We start from the raw sequence: 18,408 nt of genomic DNA, 5'->3' as shown, positions 1-18,408 counted from the left end.
GAATGTCGCGCCGCGTGGCGGCCTTCCGTCCTGTTCTAGATAGGAGCAGCTGCGGCAAGGTTCGAGGGCAAAATGCGGCAGCGTCCGGCTAGAATTTCTCCGCGTCTCCGCGCCTCCGCGCGAAACTGGAAAATAGATTTCGCGCAAAGGCGCAAAGGCGCGAAGATGAAGCGCTCGCGGCGCAGGCGCGCTTACCTCATAAAAGGCATCGGTCGAAAGGCCGGTTGGAGAGAGCATGCGGCGCGGTTCGGCATCTTTGCGCCTTCGCGCCTTTGCGCGATTCCCCTGCTCTCTTTCAGCTCTCCGACTCGAAGCCGGGAAACGCTAAAGCCCCGCGCCCACGGCAATCCAGTAAGTCGCCCCCGCCGCCACGTAAGCAAGGCCGAACAGGTACGCGAGCATGAAGGCCGGCCACTTCCAGCCATTGGTCTCGCGCCGGGTCACGGCGATGGTCGACATGCATTGCGGCGCGAAGACGAACCATGCCAGGAACGCCAGCGCCATCGGCAGCGTCCAGCGGCCCTTCAGCCGGTCACCCAGTTCGACGGCCTGCGCGTTCTCGTCGTCGCCCGCGTCGACCGCGTAAGTCGTCGCCAGCGAGGAGACGGCCACTTCGCGCGCGGCCATTGCCGGGATCAGCGCCAGCGCCATGTCGCGGTTGAAGCCGATCGGCTCCACCACCACGGCAAGGCCATTGGCGATCTTGCCCGCGATCGAGACGTCCACCTGGCTCTCGCCCGGCTTGGCCTGCGGAAAGTTGAGCAGGACCCAGAGCACCACGGTGACCGTGAAGATGATCGTGCCCGCCCGGCGCAGGAAGATCCACGCGCGCTGCCACAGGCCGATCGCCATGTCCTTGATCCGGGGCATCTGGTACTTCGGCAACTCCATGATGAAGCCCGAAGCGGCGCCCTTGGTGATCGAACGGCGCAGGATCAGCGCCACCGCGATCGCGCCGACAATGCCGGCGATGAACAGGCCGAACAGCACCAGCCCGCGCAATCCGATTCCCAGCCCCACATCGACATTCGGGATGAAAGCCCCGATGATCACCGTGTAGACCGGCATGCGCGCCGAGCAGGTCATCATCGGCGCGATCAGGATCGTGGTCAGGCGGTCCTTGGGATCGGTGATCGAGCGGGTCGCCATGATGCCGGGAATGGCGCAGGCGAAGCTGGAGAGCAGCGGAATGAAGCTGCGCCCGGACAGTCCGACCATGGCCATCAGCCGGTCCATCAGGAAGGCCGCGCGGGCCATGTAGCCCGAGGCTTCCAGCGCCAGGATGAAGGCGAAGAGAATGATGATCTGCGGCAGGAACACCACCACCGCGCCGACGCCGGAGATCACGCCGTCGGTCAGCAGATCGCGCAGCAGGCTGGGCGCCATGGCGCCCTTCACGGTGTCGTGCAGCCATCCCGCCGCGCCGTCCAGCGCATCCGCGAACGGCGTCGCCCAGGCGAAGACCGCCTGGAACATGACGAAGAACACCACCAGCATGATCGCGAAACCAATCCACGGATGCAGCAGCACCCGGTCCAGCCGCGCGTGAAGGCGGTGGCGCTTCGATTCGGAAAGGATCGCGGCATCGGCCATGGCATGGGCGGCAACGCGGCGTTCGATGGCGCCCAGCGCGGTCAGGCCCGGGCCCGGATGGCGGGTTTCGGCAGAGGCAATCGCCTCGCCCAGTTCGGCAAGGCCCCGGCGGCGCACGGCCACGGTGGGGACCACACGCACGCCCAGCTCTTCCGCCAGCACCGCAGGATCGAGCACCAGCCCGTCCCGCTCGGCAAGGTCCACCATGTTGAGCGCAACCACGGTCGGCTTGCCCAGCGCGAGAATTTCCTGCGCGAAGACGAGATGCTGTTCAAGGTTGGATGCATCGAGCACCACCACGAGCACGTCGGGCGCGGCCTCTCCGGGGAAATGGCCGGCGATGACCTTGGCGGTGACTTCCTCGTCCGGGCTGGTGGCATCGAGGCCATAGGCGCCCGGCAGGTCGGTCATTTCCACCGGCTCGCCCGTCGGCAGCACCATGCGGCCCGACTTGCGCTCCACGGTGACGCCCGGATAGTTCGCGATCTTCTGGCGCGCGCCGGTCAGCGCGTTGAACAGCGCGCTCTTGCCCGCATTGGGATTGCCGACGAGGGCGATCTTGCGCTGGCGGCTCACGCGGCGTTCCTCCCGCTGGGCTGGGTATTCTGGCTGCTGGGCTCGCCATTTTGAGCGTCGCCGGAGTCGGCGCGCGGCGTTTCCACCTCGCTCGCAGTGGCGCGGGCGGCGCTCTTATCGATCGGAATAACAGTCATCGCCGCGGCGTGGGCCCGGCGCACCGCCACGGTCATGCGGCCGATGGCGATGGCGATCGGATCGCGGCCGCCGAACACCCCGCGATGCGCAAGCGCGACCTTGGCCCCCTCCTCCAGTCCGAGCGCACGCAAGCGGCGCGCTTCCTCGGAAACGAGAGCGTTCCAGTCCACCGCGACGATGCGTGCGTCCTGGCCAATGGGTAGCTGATCGAGAGTCATGAGGCTGCGCTGCCAGATAAGCGATTCAATTGCAACTTGTTCGCAATAGCCCGGAATGCAGCGCGTGTCCGCAGTTAATCGACCGCGCGCAAAGGGGCGCTGAAAATGCACCGAAAGCATATCCGCGGCACCGGCCCGCTCCCCCTCCCGATCTCCCCTACAGGGTAGAATTTGGGAGGTCGGGAGGGGGAGCGGGCTGGTGCCGCAAGTTCGTCACGGATGTGACGAACGCACCCAACCATCAACGCGCCGGGTAGCGCAGGCGTCCCATCAGTCGCACCAGACTGATTCGTTCCTCGGTCGGGCGGAGGAACTGCGCCTTGGTCTTCTCGAAGCGGATGATCCCCTCGATCCGGCGGTCGAGGAAGGCGCGTGTCTCCGCCTTGGGGCCCACCGCATCCTCGCTGGTGTCGCTGGCAAAGACCTTGAGCGTGGCGGCATAGATCGTGCCGAGGATCGCGCGCTTGGTATAGTGGTTGTAATCGGTCGCAGTGTCGCCCGCGAGCCGCCACATGGCGTCCGCACTGCGCCAGCCGAGCCGCGTGGCGGCCAGGACATTGCGCGGGAGCGCCATCACGGCGAGCGCCCGGCTGAGCGCCTCCTCACGGCCCGCCACGGCATCGAGCCGGGCCATGACGAGGCGGCGAATCCGCTCGCGGATCGGCAGGCCCGCCAGCGAGGAGGCCGGGGTCGTGCGCAGCATCTCGGCATCGACATGATCGATCCACGCCTCGATCATCGCCATTTGCGACAAGTGCGAGGATTCGCCGCGAAACGCGAAGCGGGCCAGTTCGGGATCGACACCGGCAAGCTGCGCGGCCTCGTCCACCGCCTTGGCGCTCCAACCGTCGAACGCGGCGGCGGCGGCAATCGCGGGCGCGAGCTGGCGGCGCAATTCCTCAAGCGTCCGGGGTTCGTCCATCACTTGTCCCTTCGCCGCCACGCCCATGTCCTCTTACAATACCGGCCCGTAGACCGCCTTGGCCTTGCCGCCCTTGACACCGTACTGCTCCACCACCTGGGCGAGCTGGCTGCCCTTGCCGCCTTCGACATTGGCATAATCGCGCGCGCTGCGGCCGGAATTGTCGGCACGGTCGGCATTGGCGCCTGCCTGAAGCAGCGCCTTGACCATGTCCACGTCCTTGCGGTGCACGGCGAAGATCAGCGGCGTTTCACCGGCGTCGTTGGAGGATTCGGTGGAAGCCTTGGCATCGAGCAGGATTTCCACGCCTTCGCGCCAGCCCAGATTGACGGCCAGTTCCAGCGGCGTGCGGCCATGATCGTCGGCAAGATTGACGTTGGCGCCCTTGCCGATGAGGAAGTTCAGCCAGGTGGCATCGCGGCGCTGGGTAACGACGTGGAGCGCGGTCTCTCCGGTCGTCACGTCCTTGGCGTTCACGATCTGGCTGTTGTCCATCAACTGCTTCTCGACCTTGTCGCCTTCCTTTTTCTTGACCGATTCGAGGAACTTGTAGCCCTCGGAATAATCGGCGTGCGCGGGCGAGGCGATCATCATTCCGGCTGCAAGAGCGGCCAGCCCCGACGCGAGGATGCGGCGCGAAAGCCTGGAGACATTCCCGGACACGGTGTTCGACACGTAGACATTCCTTCCAGACTTGACCCGCACGAGGGTCTGCGGGGCCTGGTGGCCGGCCCCGTCCGACTCCGGCGCCTAACCCCGGCGCCCTGACATCGCACCCTTGCACGGCCGCCTCTAGCAGAGCATGAAGCCTCGCGCCATGACCTACCGTTTCCCGTTTCGCCGGCTTGTTGCCGTTTCCGCAATCGCGCTTGCCTGCGCCCTGCCGCTGGCTTCCTGCGGCCAGTCCCACGAGGCGCCGCCGCTGGAAGGCGCCGAGATCGGCGGGCCGTTCACGCTGTTCGACAAGGACGGCAAGGCGCACACCTGGGACTCGTTCAAGGGCCAGTGGCGCATCGTCTATTTCGGCTACACGTTCTGCCCCGATGCCTGCCCGATGGACGTTCAGGCGATGATGCGCGGCTTCACTCTGTTCGAGAAGCAGAACGCGGACGCGGCGGCCAAAGTCCAGCCGATCTTCATCACTATCGACCCCGCGCGCGATACGCCCGCGATCGTCGGCCAGTGGACCGCCGCCTTCGGGCCGCGCCTGCTGGGCCTCACCGGCAACGCCGCGCAAGTGAAGCAGGCAGCGGATGCCTTTGCAGTCTACTACAAGAAGGGGGATAATACCCCCGGCGGCTACCTGATGGACCACAGCCGCATCGCGTTCCTGATGGACCCGGACGGCAAGCCGATCGCCATGTTGCCGGTGGACAAGGGGCCCGAGGCCGTGGCCGCCGAGCTTGGAAAGTGGGTAGACTGAAGACACCGTGAGGAAGGCCAAACCGTGACCTGGGCCAAACCATGACTGGGGAAACCCCCTTCTGGGAGCGTCCGCTCCACACCCTGAACCGCAAGGAGTGGGAAGCCCTCTGCGACGGTTGCGGGCAGTGCTGCCTGCACAAGGTGGAAGATGCCGATACCGGCGAGATCTATCACACCAATGTCGCCTGCAAGCTGCTCAACCTGAAGACCGCGCAGTGCAGCGACTATCCCAATCGCCGCAAGTTCGTGCCCGATTGCCTGAAGCTGACCCCGGCTTCGGCGGGCAACCTTTCGTGGCTGCCGCCCAGCTGCGCCTATCGCCTGCGCGCCGATGGCGATCCGCTGCCGGAGTGGCATTATCTCGTCTGCGGTGACCGCAATGCGGTGCACGAAGCAGGCATGTCGGTGGCCGGCAAGGCCGTCAGCGAGACGGTCGCCGGGCCGCTGGAGAACCATATCGTCTGGCCTTATGGCGAGGACGACGAGGATTACGAGGAACTGGAACCCGAAGGCCCCGCCCCCTGGGATAACCGGTAAAACGTGCTCGACTGGCTGCGCCGCGCTCCTGACGAAGACCCGGTGATAGAGATCGCCGGACGGCAGGTGCCGGTCCTGATCCGCCGCCTCTCCAATGCGCGCCGCATGACCATGCGCCTTGCGCCCGATGGCAGCGAGATCCGCATCTCTGTCCCGCGCTGGACCCGCACCGAAGATGCTCTCGCCTTCGCGCGCGCCAAGCGGTCATGGCTGGCGATCCAGATCGAGGCGCTGCCCGAAGCCCACCCGCTGGCCGACGGCACCACGATCGCCTTTCGGGGCGACGCACTGATCCTGCGCCACGATGCCGCCTATCCCCGCCGCCCGGTGCCCGATGACGGCCAGTTGCTGGTGGGCGGGCCCGAATCCTCGCTCCCCGCACGGCTGAAGCGCTGGCTGGAGACCGAAGGGCGCACGCTGCTGGAGCAGGACCTTGCGCATTATTGCGCCGTTGCGGGGCAGCCGGTGCCGCCGCTGGCGCTGTCCAGCGCGAAGCGGCGCTGGGGTTCCTGCGCGCCGGACGGGTCGATCCGGATCAACTGGCGGCTGATCATGGCGCCCGATTCCGTGCGCCGCTCGGTGGTCGCGCATGAAGTGGCGCACCTCGTCCACTTCGATCACTCGCCCGCCTTCCATGCCTTTCTGGCGAAGATCTTCGAGGACAGCGTGCCTGCCGCCAATCGCTGGTTGAAGGAAAAAGGCCGCACGCTCTACCTGCCGTTTGGATAGGATTTTGCCCGCCGCCACGGGCACATGCGCCGCCGCGCCGCAGAAATGCATGCGCTACGGATTTCCAAAACGCCAAATCACGCCTACATAGCGCCACATGTCTCTGTTCAAGCGCTCCGGATACTGGAAAGACGTCAGCCCGACCGGCATGCTCGCGGATTTCCGCGCCGTGTGGAAGGAAGCTGGCCAAAACCGCTGGCGCATCGCCGCGGTTTCGGCGGCCTGTACGTTCGGCGTGTTCTACATGATGGCAATGCAGGAGGGCAAAGGCCCGCACCCGCCGCCGAAGGTGACGTGGATCTCGGTCCTGCCCGAGCACCAGACGGATGCGGAAATCCTCGCCTCGAACGTCGCCAACCAGAAGCGCAAGGAAGCCTGGGCCGCCGAAATGGCCCAGCGCGACAAGGACGTGCGCGAGATGTACAAGGTGATCGGCCGCTACTCCGGCATGGACGTGGACAAGATCGCCCGCGAGGCCGAGGCCGACGAAGCCGCCCAGAAGGCCGCCGAGGCCAAGCGCATCGGCACGCCGCGCCTGCCCGATGGCGTATCGCTGCCGAAGTATGACGAGCAGGCCGCCGCGCCGAAGGCCACGACCCCCGGCACTTCGGCACAGTCCCAGACACAACAGCAGCAGTGAGCGACGCCCGCTGGCTTTCGGCGGCGGCGGCGCTGGCCGCGCGGGCACGCCCGCTCAGCCGCCCCAATCCCGGCGTCGGCGCGATTCTCGTCAAGCACGGAAAGGTGATCGCGCGCGGCTGGACCCAGCCCGGCGGTCGCCCTCACGCCGAAGCCGTGGCGCTGGCCGCAGCCGGTGAGGCTGCGCGCGGTGCCACGCTTTACGTCACTTTGGAGCCCTGCGCGCACCAGTCGGCACGTGGGCCGGCTTGCGCCGATCTCGTCTGCGCATCCGGCGTGGCGCGCGTGGTGATCGGCTGCATGGACCCCGATCCGCGCACCTCGGGCGAAGGATTGGCCCGGATTCGCGCGGCGGGGGTTGCGGCGGAATACCTGCCCTCGTCCGCGTGCGAACGCAGCCTTTCGGGATACCTGATTTCCAAGCGCATCGGCCGCCCCGAAGTGACTCTGAAACTCGCCCTCTCGCTCGATGGCTGCATGGCCATGGCGAATGGCGAGAGCCAGTGGATCACCGGCCCGCAAGCCCGCGCGCACACCCACGCGATGCGCGCCAAGGCGGACGCCATCCTTGTCGGCGGCGGCACCCTTCGCGCCGACAACCCGCGCCTCGACGTGCGCCTGCCCGGACTTGCCGAGCGTAGCCCCGAGCGCTGGGTGCTGACCCATGGCGCAGCCCCCGAAGGCTGGCGCGCCCTGCCCTCGCCCGAGGCGATCTCCTCGATGGAAGGCGTGCAGTATCTCTTCGTCGAAGGCGGAGCGGTTACGGCCACGGCCTTTCTTGCCGCAGGACTGGTCGATCGCCTGCTGCTCTACCGCGCACCGATCCTTGTCGGCGGTCGGCCGGCGCTGGGCGATTACGGGCTTGCCCGCCTTGCCGATGCCCACAACCGCTGGTCCCTGACCGAGCGGCGCCAGCTTGGCAGCGACACGCTCGAAGTCTACGAGGCCCAAAATTCCAACGGGAAATAAGCCATGTTTACCGGAATAGTCACCGCCGTCGGCGAAATCCGCGAAGCCCATCAGTCGGGCGACTTGCGCGCCGTCATCACCTGCCCCTGGGACCCCGCCGGGATCTCCATGGGTGCCTCGATCGCCTGCTCGGGCGTGTGCCTTACCGTCGTCGACAAGGGCGGCGCGGCGGGCGATGCATGGTTCGCGGTCGACATTTCGGCCGAATCGGTCTCGCGCACCGTCGCCGGCCGCTGGGCCGAGGGTACGCCGCTCAATCTGGAGCAGGCGCTTAAACTGGGCGACGAACTGGGCGGGCACATCGTCACCGGCCATGTCGACGGGGTCGGTACCGTGGTCAGCATCACCCCGGAAGGCGATTCGCTGCGCTTCGTGATCGCCGCTCCGGCAGAACTCGCCCCCTACCTCGCGCCCAAGGGGTCGATCACAGTGGACGGCGTCTCGCTGACCGTGAACGACGTGGCCGACCAGAGCGACGGCACTTGCCACTTCATGCTCAACATCATCCCGCATACCGCCGAAGTGACGACCATCGGCGCGCTCAAGGCTGGGTCCGGGGTGAACCTCGAAATCGACGTGCTGGCGCGGTATCTGCAGCGGATGCAGTCGCTGCGGGGCTGATGGTTCGCGCAAAGGCGCAGAGGCGCAAAGGGGTCGCGTCAGGCCGCCCCGCCGCGCTCTCGACGCCCTCAATTCACTAACCTCGTCGCCCCCGCGAAGGCGGGGGCCCCGCTTCCTTCTGCCACGCCCGCAAGAACAAGCGGGATCCCCGCCTACGCGGGGATGACGGTGTTTTGAGGTGACGGGTTGGAGGTAACCGGTAGGGGCAGACCGGTACCGGGCCAGTTACGCGACTTCTTTGCGCCTTCGCGCCTTTGTGCGAACCGCTATCCCGCCGCCAAAGGCCCAGCCGCGAAACTCTCGCGCGTAATCTCGAACAGCACATGCGGCACGATCACGCCGCACATCACCCGCTCAAAGGTGCGGTCGGTCAATCGCCCGCCGATATGCCCCATAGCCTTGCGCGAGATCACGTTGTTCGCGCCGACCATGAAGACCACCCGCTCGAAATGCGCGAGGGCGTGGCCGAGCATCAAACGCTTCATCTCGGCATTGAATCCGCTGCCCCAGTAAGCCCGGGCCAGAAACGTCCAGCCGATCTCGATCTCATCGCCCTCAGGCGGCCCGAAGCGGCTGGAGCCGATCACGGCCCCGCTCGACTTGTCGATAATGGCAAGGGCGCCGCCGCCATCCAGAGCGTCGGCAAAGTACTGGCGGAACACGGGCTCCTGCCAGCGATCGTGGGCGGGGTGAAGCGCCCAGATCTCGCGGTCCGAAGCGACCGCGTAGAGCGCGTCCCAATCGTCTGCGCGAAGGGGACGGAGGACCAGCCGGTCCCCTGCGAGGACCGGCTGGCGATCCATTTTACGCAGTCACGTCCGCAACGGCGGCGATGAACTTGTCGATGTTGCCCATCGTCAGGCCCGCCACGTTGATGCGGCCCGAACCGGCCATATAGACGCCGTGCTTGGTACGCATGGCAAGGACCTGGTCCTTGTTCAGCGGCACGATCGAGAACAGGCCGTTCTGCCCGCCCATCGGCGTCAGGTCGGCCGAACCGGCGGTGCCGGCCTCGGCCAGCTTGGCGCGCACTTCGCGCATGCGGTCACGCATTTCGTCCAGCTCGGCCAGCCAGTCGGCGGTCAGCTTCTCGTCTTCGAGGACGAGGCGGACAGCGGCGCCGCCGTGGTCTGGCGGCTGCGACCAGTTGGCGCGGGCAAGGTTGTGGCCGTTCGACATGACCTTGGCGAGGTCGGCCGGATCGGCAACCATCGCGTAGAGCGCGCCGACGCGGTCACGGTAGAGGCCGAAGTTCTTGTCGCACGAATAGCAGATCAGCGCTTCCGGCACGGCGGCGAGCACGCGGCGCAGGCCATAGGCGTCTTCTTCCATGCCCTTGCCCAGGCCCTGATAGGCGAGGTCGAGGATGGGCAGGATCTTCGATGCGGCGATCAGGCCGGCAATCTCGTCCCACTCCGCGTTGCTGTAATCGATGCCGGTGGGGTTGTGGCAGCAGCCGTGCAGCAGGATGGCGTCGCCTTCCTGGGCATTGGCGATGGCGCCGCGCAGCGCGTCCATGTCGGTGGTGCCCGAAGCGAGCGCGTGGTTGAATTCAACAACTTCAAGGCCGAGGTCGGCACAAATCTGGGCGTGGTTGGGCCAGCTGGGAACGCCGACGATGATGCGCTTGTAACCCGCGCGCTTCACCATGGCGAGCGCGAGGCGCAGCGAGCCGGTGCCGCCGGGGGTCTGCATGCCTTCGATGCGGCCGCCCATGCTGGGGTCGGCCTTGCCGAAGACGTAGGGCATCAGCGCTTCGACGAAGCCCATGTCGCCCTCAGGCCCGAGGTAGGCTTTCGAATCCTGCTCGGCGACGAGTTTGGCCTCTGCGGCCTTGATCGAGCGGAACACCGGAGTGTCGCCCTCACCGGTACGGTAGACGCCGACACCAAGGTCGATCTTGTCCGCGCGCGGATCGTCGTTGTGGAGCTTGATCAGCGCAAGAAGCGCGTCGGCGGGCTGTTGCTGAAGGTTCGTAAGCATGGCGGGCGGGCCTTACTCCGGGCCGCTGCGACGCGCAACCGGGATTGACAGGGAATTACCGCAAGTGGCGCACAGAGTGTTGCAACGGCCACAAAACCTATGCGGTGAAGCAACTTTCTTGGCGCGATGTGGGGGTGTCGGCTGCCTCACGGAACGCTCCGACACGAAACCCGAATGGTAAAATGTGCCCACCTCACCCGTCATCCCCGCGAAGGCGGGGATCCCGCTTTTCTTGCGGCAAACGAGAGGTTGCAAAGAAAAGCGGGGCCCCCGCCTGCGCGGGGGCGACGAATGAACTAACGGGTGATCGTCGAATTCGATCGAATTCGCAGAATTCTCAAATCGGCGTCCTCAGAACGGCAACCAGTTCTGCTTGTGCGAAAACTTCATGTAGCCAATATTCGCGCCAAGACGCAGACCGGCACCCGCACGAACCGGGATCAGCACCACATTGCCGCGCCGCAGGTAGCTGACGGTGAAACCGCCGACGAGATAGGCCTGCCCCTCGCCCGCGCCGAAGCGGTGGTAGAGGTCCTCGCTGTCATAGAGGTTATAGACCAACACGAAGGCATTGCCCGCATTGGCGCCGGCGTCGAAGCCCAGCGACGGGCCGGTCCAGTAGACCGGCTGCTCACCTTCTACCTTGTGGAAGAGCGTACCCGAGCCGTAACGCAGACCCACGGCAAATGCCCCGCCCGCCTCGCGGCCGATAATATAGCCGTTGGGCTCGCCCTGCTTCTTGAGCAGCCCCTCGATCAGTTCGGCCAGCCCCTTGGCGCCCTTGCCGAACACGCCCTCGGCCGCGCCGATCAGGTCGTCCTGATGATAGGTATCGGACGAGGACGGGCCTCTGGGCGGGATCGGTGCGGCGGCGGGAGGCGGCGCAACGCGCCCCTGGCCCTGATCGACCGGCATGCCGTTGTCCTGCGGCTCTACGGGTTGCTGCTCCGGCACCTGCTGGACGGGGGCAGCGTTCTGCGGCGGCCTGCCGATGTCCGAATCGATTGCCGCATCGGGATCGACCGTTGTCACTTGCGCCATGGCAGGGGCGAGCGGCGCGGCAAGGCCCGCCACCATCATGGCCACACTCACGGCGACCCGCATGCGGCGCGCCCTGTTCGGCGTTTCCGCGCTTGACGTCTCGGCTGGCATTTCTCTCGCTCCCCTGGCGTAATCTGAACTGTGCGAACCCGCATCGCATGCGCCGGGAGAGGCGCATTGCGGCATTCCACTAGAGAATCCACCACGCCTGACCCTGCAATGAACGGTCGACGGTGCGAGTCCAATTCGCGACAGACCGAATCGGCCAGAACCCGGCCTCAAACAATCGGCAGGGAAAAACAGTCCACAGGCATTTACCCAAGCAATTCGACAAATGCGCAAATCTGTAAAACGACCCCCTTGCCCGACCCGAAACCCCTCGTTATAGCGCGCCTCCTAGGCCGCATCCGGAGACGTGGGTGAGTGGCTGAAACCAGCGGTTTGCTAAACCGTCGTACCCTTAAGGGGGTACCGAGGGTTCGAATCCCTCCGTCTCCGCCAGCGGGCGCAGAGCTTTCTGTGCTTACAAGGCCTAGGTTTCAGCCCAAATCCAAACGATAGTACCCAGACGGTCGCCTCGAAAGAGACGACCTGAGAGGGGACTATCGGCGGATGGGCCTGCTGCCTTCCCCCTCCTCATCGCTCATTCGGCGCATCGGCCCTCGCGCAAGTCTATTGCCGCGACGTGTCCGATGATTTCGCGGCAGCAACACTTCGTTACAGGCACGTACGAAGCAGGACACGAAGCTGCACCATTTTCAGGGTCATCGCAGTCTTTGGAGACCTGAAAGTGGCCAAGTTCCCCGTTCTTTCTACCACCCTTTTGACATCGCTTGCCGCAGCGGCGCTTGCCCTGCCCGGCGCAGCGATGGCCAATGAAACAGTCGCCCATCTCAAGGGCAACCTCGCCGTCGCCGCGCCGAAGGCCCAGAACAACGCATCGGCCCGCACGGCCTGCCATCCGGACCCCGCCAAGGGCCGCGACTGCCGCCACCGCGCCATGCAGCGCGAAACGGAAGCTCACAAAGCGTTCGCCCAGAATCGGGCCGAGACGGTCGCCATCAACGAGGTCGCCGTTAACGAGGCTGGCCGGTGAACATGCTCGGCGCGGGCATGGTCGGGCTTTTGGCAGTGCCCGCGCTCCTGCTTTCCGGCGGGGCGCAGGCGCGCGAGGACCTGCCCCACGCTCTCGCCACGCTGACCCCGCAGGACTTCGCCGCGCGCACCGAAGTGGTGGACGATCCCGCCGAGTCGCACGTCCTTGCCAGCACCCGCAAGGCATGGCCGCGCGGATATGGCCGGTCCTCATCGGGCGGCGTGGAGATCGGCGACGTGCACTTGCGCGCGCTGGTCGACCGCGAGAGCGGCGCGGTACGCTGGCAGCTCTGGCAGGAACTGACGCATGTTGGCGCGCCCAGCGCGCTCACCGGCCTTGGCTTCCATGACGGGACCGAACCGGTCGAAGCCGCACTGGTCCATGCCGAGCGGCGCCCCGAACGCTGCCCCGCGCAGGACGCCCTGCACACGTCCTGTACGGTCCGCGTGCATTACATGTTCGATCTGCCGGCCGAGGCGATGACGCGCATCGCCGAAAGCTATGCCCCCGGCAGCCGCACCCCCTTGCGCCTTGCCTTCAGCGACGCCGCCGGACGCACGCACGAAGTGGCGCTCGCCCCGGCCGAAGTGGCGGGCCTCGCTGCCGTGGTCGGGTCCCTGCGCCCGGTAACGCAAAGCACGCGCTCCACCCGCTGACCGAAATCCCGGCCGATCCACGCGCGCCGTTTGCCATTCGCCGCCCCTCCCCCTACATTCAGCCGACGACGAGACCATGAACCAGAGTGTCGCCCCGATTTACCGCCACCTCGACGAAGCACCCATGTCCACCCCCACGATCCTGCTCGTCGAGGACGACGGCCCCCTCCGCACCCTCACCGCCCGTGCCTTGCGGCAGAGCGGCTTCAACGTGCTCACCGCCGCCACCGGCGCGGAGATGTGGGTGACGCTGCGCGAAGGGCCGGTCAGCCTTGTCGTGCTGGACGTCATGCTGCCGGGCACCAGCGGATTCGACCTGTTCCGCCGCTTGCGCCGCGAAAGCGACGTGCCGGTGATCTTCGTCAGCGCGCGCGGCAGCGAGGAAGACCGCGTGCTCGGCCTCGAACTGGGCGCCGACGACTATCTCGCCAAGCCGTTCAGCACCCGCGAACTGGCCGCCCGCGTCAGCGCCGTGCTGCGGCGCGGCAGTAACACGGCCGCTGCCGATACCACCGCCGGCGAAGGCGTGGCCGATGGCCGCATGCCCGAATCGATTCACTTCGAAGGCTGGAGCCTGTCGATGGCACGGCGCGAGCTGCGCTCGCCCACCGGGGCGATGATCGACCTGACCGGCGCCGAATTCGACCTGCTCGCCACGTTCCTGGCCTATCCGCAGCGCGTGCTGGGGCGCGAACGGCTGATCGAACTGTCGCGCGCGCGGCTGGGCGACAGCTCGGACCGCAGCGTGGACGTGCTCGTCAGCCGTCTGCGCCGCAAACTTCAGGGCGAAGGCGCCGAACCGCCGATCGTGACCGTGCGCGGCGTCGGCTACATGTTCAAGGCCGAGGTCACGCGCATCTGATGGAAACACGCCGGTTCCGCCTGTTCCGGCGCTTCGGCCTGGTCGAGCGGCTGATCGCGGTCCTGCTGCTCGTCATCCTGATCGATTTCATCGCCAATACCGTGCTGTTCGAGCGCGCCAGCTCGTTCGAGCTGCGCCGCGACGATGCCGAACGCATTGCCGAAAATCTCATACTCGCCAGCCGGGCCATCGAACGCGCCCCGCTGGCAGACCGGCCGGGCGTGACTGCCGCGCTCTCCACACCGCGCTTCGTGCTCGAATGGTCGCCGCCCTCGCAGCGGCGGCGCGGTTCGATCGGCCTTGCCAACTTGCGCGCGCAAGTGGTCCAGATCCAGCCCGAGCTGGCCCATGCCGATCTGGAACTCCATCTCGAATCGATCCCCGCGCGCGGCAATATTGGCGGTTCGCTGCGCCTTGCCGACGATTCAGTGCTCGACTTCCGCACCCACGCCCGCGCGGCATGGTCGCTGACCGCCGGGCGCGTGGCGAGCCTGCTGGTGCCCGCGCTGCTGCTGGTCTCGCTGGCATGGCTGCTGCTGCGCGCCGCGCTCGATCCGCTGCGATCGCTGGTGCGCGCGACCCGCAATCTCGGCGCCGGACCGCCCCGGCTCGTGCCCGAGCATGGCCCTGAGGAAATGCGCGAGCTGATCCGGGCCATGAACGAGATGCAGGAGCGCATTCACCAGTCGCTGCAGGATCGCACGCATACGATGCTGGCCATCGGGCATGACCTCAAGACGCCGCTCGCCCGCATGCGCCTGCGGCTCGATGACGGCGGCGTCGATCCCGAAGTGCGGGACGGGCTGGATCACGACATCGAAGAGATGCGCCTGCTGCTCGATTCGATTCAGGCCTATGTCGATACCGGCGGCACCAATATTCCGGCCGAACGCATCGACCTTGCAGTGATGGCCGAAACGCTGGTCGACACCGCCGCCGATCGCGGCGCGGATGCGACCTATTCAGGCCTGCCCAGCCTTGAGATCATGGCTCGCCCGGTTTCGATCCGCCGCGCGCTCTCCAACCTGATCGAGAACGCGCTCCATTATGGCGGCAATGTTCGCGTGCAGGTGCGCCGCGATGGCGGAGAGGCCGAGATCACCGTGGAGGATGACGGCCCCGGCATTCCCGAACACCGCATTTCCGACGCATTGCAACCTTTCGTCCGCCTCGACACGGCGCGTGCGCGCGATACGGCCGGAATGGGACTTGGCCTGCCCATCGTGCGCAAGGCGGTGCTTCTGGAAGGCGGGACGCTGGACTTGCGCAATCGGCCTGAGGGCGGATTGAGGGCTACGATCCGGCTGCCGTTGGAGGCTGCCTGAACCGCTCCCTAATTCTGATCAGGCTCAGACCATGTCGCAGAAACGCTGTCGACAAACAGCGTAATAGCATCGGGTAGGTCGGACGATGGCGGATGGGGCAATACTTCTGCCCTCCCCTTGACCGTTGCCATTACCCGATCCTTGGCATGTTCGATCTTATATCCGACCAAATCCACCACACCGCTGTCAGTTTCCGCAACATCGATCGCGTTTTTGCCATCGACAAGAATAGTGACGGGCTTTTCACAACCGATTTGCCGCGCCTCGAAGGGCCCATCGACGCTCAGAGCGACGATTTCGATCGATATCTCGATCTCTCGACCTTCGAATTGCTGGGCCCGCGACGGATCAAGACAGATTTCAGGGCCGACTTGCCCCATTCCGGCCAGCAGCAACAATGCGGTAGCGTCAACAAGAGGCATGCCCCAACCTAGGCGGAGCATGGGATGTCGGCAACCGGCAATGCTGCCCGTTCCCGAAACACCAAAGCGCCGGACGACCCTCCGCCCACCAGCTCTCCAAACACGACCAACCCACACCCTGCTGCACCGCAGCAACATTTCCTGACAAACCCGCACGACGGCCGAAAACGACTGGCCATACCTTACCAACAAGCCCCGCGCCGTACGTTCCCCACCCCTGACGTGCGCGGGGCGACCTGTTTGGAAAGGTTACGAAAGTGAACGAGCTGATCGGACGCGTCTTCCATTTCGAGAAGACCATTTTCCCCGCCAGCAGCGAGCTGTTCGGCAAACTGACGAGCGAGGGGCAGGAGCCCAAGGCGCTGATGATCTCGTGCGCCGATTCGCGAATCGTGCCCGAGCAGATCATGCAGGCCCAACCCGGCGACCTGTTCGTCTGCCGCAACGCCGGCAACATCGTGCCGCCCTATTCGACGCTGAACGGCGGCGTCACCTCGACGGTCGAATATGCCGTCGCCGCGCTCGGCGTGCGGGACATCATCGTCTGCGGCCATTCGGATTGCGGCGCGATGAAGGCGCTCAGCAATCCGGCCGGTCTAGAAACGATGCCCAATGTCGCGGCATGGCTGAAGCACGGCGCCGCCGCTGAGCACATCGTCACCACCTGCCACGGCGAGCTTGAGGGCAAGGAGCGCGTGCGCGCGATCAGCCTTGAGAACATCATCGCCCAGATCGCCCACTTGCGCACGCACCCCGCCGTCGCCGCCAAGATCGCGCGCGGCGAGATGACGCTACATGGCTGGTTCGTGGACATCCACGCCGGTCAGGTCCTCGGCCTCGACGGCGATACCGGCCAGTTCGAGCCGCTGCGCGAAAATGCACCGCTGCCGGTCGCGCTCCATGCCCGGACGCGCATCGCCACCGAATATGCAGAGGCCGCCGAATGACGACCCTCACCGAAACCCGGAGTGGGCCTTTCGCCCACTTCGCCCGGGATTTCACGGCCTCGATCGTGGTGTTCCTGGTGGCGATGCCGCTTTGCATGGGCATCGCCATCGCCTCCGGCGTGCCGCCCGAAAAGGGCCTCGTCACCGGCATTATCGGCGGTCTGGTCGTGGGCCTACTGGCGGGATCGCCACTTCAGGTGAGCGGCCCGGCGGCGGGTCTTGCCGTGATCGTCTTCGAATTCGTGCGCGAGCATGGGCTTGAGGCGCTCGGCCCGGTGCTGCTGCTGGCGGGCGTGTTCCAGCTTATTGCCGGAGCCTTGCGCCTTGGCGGCCTGTTCCGCGCGATCAGCCCGGCGGTGGTCCACGGCATGCTGGCGGGTATCGGTGCACTGATCGTGATCGGTCAGTTCCACATCCTGTTCGACCAGAAGCCGATGTCCAGCGGGCTGCAAAACATCGCGATGATGCCCGCCCGCATCCTCGGGCTCGATCCCGGCAACATGGCCTCCACCGAAATGGCGGTGATGCTGGGCGTGCTGACGATGGCGGTGATGGTCGGCTGGGAGAAGCTGCGCCCGAAGAACCTCGGCCTCGTCCCCGGCGCGCTGCTGGGCGTGATGGCGGCCACGCTGGTCGCATGGACCATGGGGCTCAACGTGGCGCGTATTGCCGTGCCCGAATCGATCGGCGCTGCTTTCGCGCTGCCGACCAGCGCGAACTGGTTCGCCCCGCTCGCACAGCCGGCGCTGATCGTCGCCGCGCTGGCCATCGCCTTCATCGCCAGTGCCGAAACGCTGCTTTCCGCCGCCGCAGTGGACCGTATGCATGACGGCGTGCGCACCCATTACGACAAGGAACTGCGCGCGCAGGGCATCGGCAACCTGCTCTGCGGCGTGTTCGGCGCCCTGCCGATGACCGGCGTGATCGTGCGCAGTTCCGCCAACGTGCAGGCCGGTGCCAAGACTCGTCTCTCGACGATCCTGCACGGCGTCTGGATCCTGGCCTTCATCGCTCTGCTGCCCTGGCTGCTGCGCGAAGTGCCGATGGCGGCGCTGGGCGGCGTGCTGGTGGTGACCGGGTGGAAGCTGGTGAACCTCAGCCATGTGCGGCACCTGTTCCATGCCTATGGCGCGTTCCCGGCGGTGATCTGGGCGGTGACGTTCGTGCTGGTGGTGACCACCGACCTGCTGACCGGCGTGCTGGTGGGTCTGGCGCTGACCATGGTCGAACTGCTGCCCCATGCGAAGAACCTGCGCCTCAAGGTGCAGGAGCATGACAACGACGAGCATACCCGCCTCGAACTGGGCGGCGGCGCGACGTTCCTGGGCCTTACCCGCCTGAACGCGGTGCTGGAGAAGCAGCCCGACCACAAGCCGGTCCACCTCGACCTGCATCAAGTCAAGGTGATGGACCACACGACGGCGGAGACCATTCGAGAATGGCTCGGCCGCCGCCGCCAGAGCGGCCAGACCGATAGGGTCACCGGCCCCGAGGCGATCCTGCGCCCGCTGCCGCAAATGGCCTGAACGGACAACACATAGACGGCGGGCTCCTCACGCACCGCCTTCCCTTGCCGGGCGGCCTTTCCCATTCGGGCCGCCCGGTCTTTTCTTTGTCCGACGCCCTCGTCAGGTTTCGTGGAAACACTTTGTCACGCAGCGGCAAGCCATCGGACAAGGCCGGCCGGTAAGCAGAGGGTTCCGGCACGA

19 protein-coding genes, 1 tRNA gene and 1 pseudogene are annotated in these 18,408 nt (G+C 66.2%); 13 read left to right on the top strand and 8 right to left on the bottom strand.

Annotated features, from left to right (window positions below):
* Window positions 1–324 precede the first annotated feature (324 nt).
* The 4 genes and pseudogenes from feoB to AC1VVK_RS14175 form a co-directional block, all read right to left on the bottom strand.
* On the bottom strand, window positions 325–2,169 hold the full coding sequence (gene feoB / locus AC1VVK_RS14190; RefSeq protein ID WP_482903473.1) for a ferrous iron transporter B: 1,845 nt from the start codon (window positions 2,167–2,169) through the stop codon (window positions 325–327).
* A 128-nt stretch (window positions 2,170–2,297) separates the two neighbouring features.
* A pseudogene (locus AC1VVK_RS14185) lies at window positions 2,298–2,525 on the bottom strand (FeoA family protein); the annotation flags it as partial.
* Window positions 2,526–2,766: 241 nt separating this feature from the next.
* A complete protein-coding gene (locus AC1VVK_RS14180; RefSeq protein ID WP_482903472.1) occupies window positions 2,767–3,447 on the bottom strand; it encodes a COQ9 family protein in 681 nt (226 codons plus the stop codon).
* Window positions 3,448–3,480: 33 nt separating this feature from the next.
* A complete protein-coding gene (locus AC1VVK_RS14175) occupies window positions 3,481–4,122 on the bottom strand; it encodes an ankyrin repeat domain-containing protein (protein ID WP_243652639.1) in 642 nt (213 codons plus the stop codon).
* A gap of 142 nt (window positions 4,123–4,264) precedes the next feature.
* Here AC1VVK_RS14175 and AC1VVK_RS14170 point away from each other — a divergent pair, with 142 nt between their 5' ends.
* From AC1VVK_RS14170 to AC1VVK_RS14145, 6 genes are all read left to right on the top strand, one after another.
* Complete coding sequence (locus tag AC1VVK_RS14170) at window positions 4,265–4,870, top strand: SCO family protein (RefSeq protein WP_482903471.1); 606 nt, start codon at window positions 4,265–4,267, stop codon at window positions 4,868–4,870.
* A gap of 41 nt (window positions 4,871–4,911) precedes the next feature.
* Window positions 4,912–5,409 (top strand): YcgN family cysteine cluster protein, encoded by a 498-nt coding sequence (locus AC1VVK_RS14165; protein ID WP_482903470.1) that lies wholly within the window; start codon window positions 4,912–4,914, stop codon window positions 5,407–5,409.
* Window positions 5,410–5,412: 3 nt separating this feature from the next.
* Window positions 5,413–6,138, top strand: a complete 726-nt coding sequence (locus AC1VVK_RS14160) for a M48 family metallopeptidase (protein WP_482903469.1) — start codon at window positions 5,413–5,415, stop codon at window positions 6,136–6,138.
* Between the two features lie 97 nt (window positions 6,139–6,235).
* A complete protein-coding gene (locus AC1VVK_RS14155) occupies window positions 6,236–6,778 on the top strand; it encodes a hypothetical protein (RefSeq protein WP_482903468.1) in 543 nt (180 codons plus the stop codon).
* Window positions 6,775–7,746 (top strand): bifunctional diaminohydroxyphosphoribosylaminopyrimidine deaminase/5-amino-6-(5-phosphoribosylamino)uracil reductase RibD, encoded by a 972-nt coding sequence (gene ribD / locus AC1VVK_RS14150; RefSeq protein WP_482903467.1) that lies wholly within the window; start codon window positions 6,775–6,777, stop codon window positions 7,744–7,746. Before AC1VVK_RS14155 ends, ribD begins: the two co-directional genes overlap by 4 nt.
* Before the next feature lie 3 nt (window positions 7,747–7,749).
* Window positions 7,750–8,367, top strand: coding sequence for a riboflavin synthase (locus AC1VVK_RS14145; RefSeq protein ID WP_482903466.1), 618 nt, complete (start codon window positions 7,750–7,752; stop codon window positions 8,365–8,367).
* Window positions 8,368–8,633: 266 nt separating this feature from the next.
* Here AC1VVK_RS14145 and AC1VVK_RS14140 read toward each other — a convergent pair whose 3' ends face one another.
* The 3 genes from AC1VVK_RS14140 to AC1VVK_RS14130 all read right to left on the bottom strand — a co-directional run bounded on the left by AC1VVK_RS14140 (window position 8,634) and on the right by AC1VVK_RS14130 (window position 11,454).
* A complete protein-coding gene (locus tag AC1VVK_RS14140) occupies window positions 8,634–9,170 on the bottom strand; it encodes a GNAT family N-acetyltransferase (protein WP_482903465.1) in 537 nt (178 codons plus the stop codon).
* Between the two features lies 1 nt (window position 9,171).
* A complete protein-coding gene (locus tag AC1VVK_RS14135; protein WP_482903464.1) occupies window positions 9,172–10,350 on the bottom strand; it encodes an amino acid aminotransferase in 1,179 nt (392 codons plus the stop codon).
* Window positions 10,351–10,701: 351 nt separating this feature from the next.
* Entirely contained in the window at window positions 10,702–11,454 is a 753-nt protein-coding gene (locus AC1VVK_RS14130; protein ID WP_482903463.1) for a DUF1134 domain-containing protein, read from the bottom strand.
* A 346-nt stretch (window positions 11,455–11,800) separates the two neighbouring features.
* Between AC1VVK_RS14130 and AC1VVK_RS14125 the strand changes: the two genes are divergently transcribed.
* The 5 genes from AC1VVK_RS14125 to AC1VVK_RS14105 all read left to right on the top strand — a co-directional run bounded on the left by AC1VVK_RS14125 (window position 11,801) and on the right by AC1VVK_RS14105 (window position 15,330).
* A tRNA-Ser gene (locus AC1VVK_RS14125) sits at window positions 11,801–11,892 on the top strand.
* Window positions 11,893–12,181: 289 nt separating this feature from the next.
* Complete coding sequence (locus tag AC1VVK_RS14120) at window positions 12,182–12,487, top strand: hypothetical protein (protein ID WP_482903462.1); 306 nt, start codon at window positions 12,182–12,184, stop codon at window positions 12,485–12,487.
* A complete protein-coding gene (locus AC1VVK_RS14115; protein ID WP_482903461.1) occupies window positions 12,484–13,143 on the top strand; it encodes a hypothetical protein in 660 nt (219 codons plus the stop codon). Before AC1VVK_RS14120 ends, AC1VVK_RS14115 begins: the two co-directional genes overlap by 4 nt.
* Before the next feature lie 124 nt (window positions 13,144–13,267).
* Window positions 13,268–14,005, top strand: coding sequence for a response regulator transcription factor (locus tag AC1VVK_RS14110; protein WP_482905174.1), 738 nt, complete (start codon window positions 13,268–13,270; stop codon window positions 14,003–14,005).
* The gene (locus tag AC1VVK_RS14105; protein ID WP_482903460.1) at window positions 14,005–15,330 is read left to right on the top strand and encodes an ATP-binding protein; all 1,326 of its coding nucleotides are present in this window, start codon (window positions 14,005–14,007) and stop codon (window positions 15,328–15,330) included. The genes AC1VVK_RS14110 and AC1VVK_RS14105 overlap by 1 nt, the downstream gene beginning before the upstream one ends.
* Before the next feature lie 8 nt (window positions 15,331–15,338).
* Here the strand turns inward: AC1VVK_RS14105 and AC1VVK_RS14100 are convergent, their stop codons facing one another.
* Window positions 15,339–15,752: a hypothetical protein gene (locus tag AC1VVK_RS14100; RefSeq protein WP_482903459.1), complete on the bottom strand. Its 414-nt coding sequence runs from the start codon at window positions 15,750–15,752 to the stop codon at window positions 15,339–15,341.
* A gap of 257 nt (window positions 15,753–16,009) precedes the next feature.
* Here AC1VVK_RS14100 and AC1VVK_RS14095 point away from each other — a divergent pair, with 257 nt between their 5' ends.
* Together AC1VVK_RS14095 and AC1VVK_RS14090 are read left to right on the top strand one after the other, a co-directional pair.
* Window positions 16,010–16,699 carry a carbonic anhydrase gene (locus tag AC1VVK_RS14095; protein ID WP_132389228.1) on the top strand — a complete coding sequence of 230 codons (690 nt, stop codon included), beginning with the start codon at window positions 16,010–16,012 and terminating at the stop codon, window positions 16,697–16,699.
* On the top strand, window positions 16,696–18,225 hold the full coding sequence (locus AC1VVK_RS14090) for a SulP family inorganic anion transporter (protein ID WP_482903458.1): 1,530 nt from the start codon (window positions 16,696–16,698) through the stop codon (window positions 18,223–18,225). The genes AC1VVK_RS14095 and AC1VVK_RS14090 overlap by 4 nt, the downstream gene beginning before the upstream one ends.
* Window positions 18,226–18,408: the final 183 nt, after the last annotated feature.

Source organism: Novosphingobium sp. BL-S-32 (assembly GCF_056857055.1).
The sequence above is the reverse complement of the archived record's forward strand: the minus strand, read 5'-3'. Positions and strand labels throughout refer to the sequence as shown.

What these genes read in the sequence shown, in the direction of transcription:
- AC1VVK_RS14180 (WP_482903472.1), bottom strand. Translation starts at nt 3,447, where the DNA reads ATGGACGAACCCCGGACGCTTGAGGAATTGCGCCGCCAGCTCGCGCCC.
- AC1VVK_RS14170 (WP_482903471.1), top strand. Translation starts at nt 4,265, where the DNA reads ATGACCTACCGTTTCCCGTTTCGCCGGCTTGTTGCCGTTTCCGCAATC.
- AC1VVK_RS14165 (WP_482903470.1), top strand. Translation starts at nt 4,912, where the DNA reads ATGACTGGGGAAACCCCCTTCTGGGAGCGTCCGCTCCACACCCTGAAC.
- AC1VVK_RS14155 (WP_482903468.1), top strand. Translation starts at nt 6,236, where the DNA reads ATGTCTCTGTTCAAGCGCTCCGGATACTGGAAAGACGTCAGCCCGACC.
- AC1VVK_RS14145 (WP_482903466.1), top strand. Translation starts at nt 7,750, where the DNA reads ATGTTTACCGGAATAGTCACCGCCGTCGGCGAAATCCGCGAAGCCCAT.
- AC1VVK_RS14140 (WP_482903465.1), bottom strand. Translation starts at nt 9,170, where the DNA reads ATGGATCGCCAGCCGGTCCTCGCAGGGGACCGGCTGGTCCTCCGTCCC.
- AC1VVK_RS14135 (WP_482903464.1), bottom strand. Translation starts at nt 10,350, where the DNA reads ATGCTTACGAACCTTCAGCAACAGCCCGCCGACGCGCTTCTTGCGCTG.
- AC1VVK_RS14130 (WP_482903463.1), bottom strand. Translation starts at nt 11,454, where the DNA reads ATGCGGGTCGCCGTGAGTGTGGCCATGATGGTGGCGGGCCTTGCCGCG.
- AC1VVK_RS14110 (WP_482905174.1), top strand. Translation starts at nt 13,268, where the DNA reads ATGTCCACCCCCACGATCCTGCTCGTCGAGGACGACGGCCCCCTCCGC.
- AC1VVK_RS14105 (WP_482903460.1), top strand. Translation starts at nt 14,005, where the DNA reads ATGGAAACACGCCGGTTCCGCCTGTTCCGGCGCTTCGGCCTGGTCGAG.
- AC1VVK_RS14100 (WP_482903459.1), bottom strand. Translation starts at nt 15,752, where the DNA reads ATGCCTCTTGTTGACGCTACCGCATTGTTGCTGCTGGCCGGAATGGGG.
- AC1VVK_RS14090 (WP_482903458.1), top strand. Translation starts at nt 16,696, where the DNA reads ATGACGACCCTCACCGAAACCCGGAGTGGGCCTTTCGCCCACTTCGCC.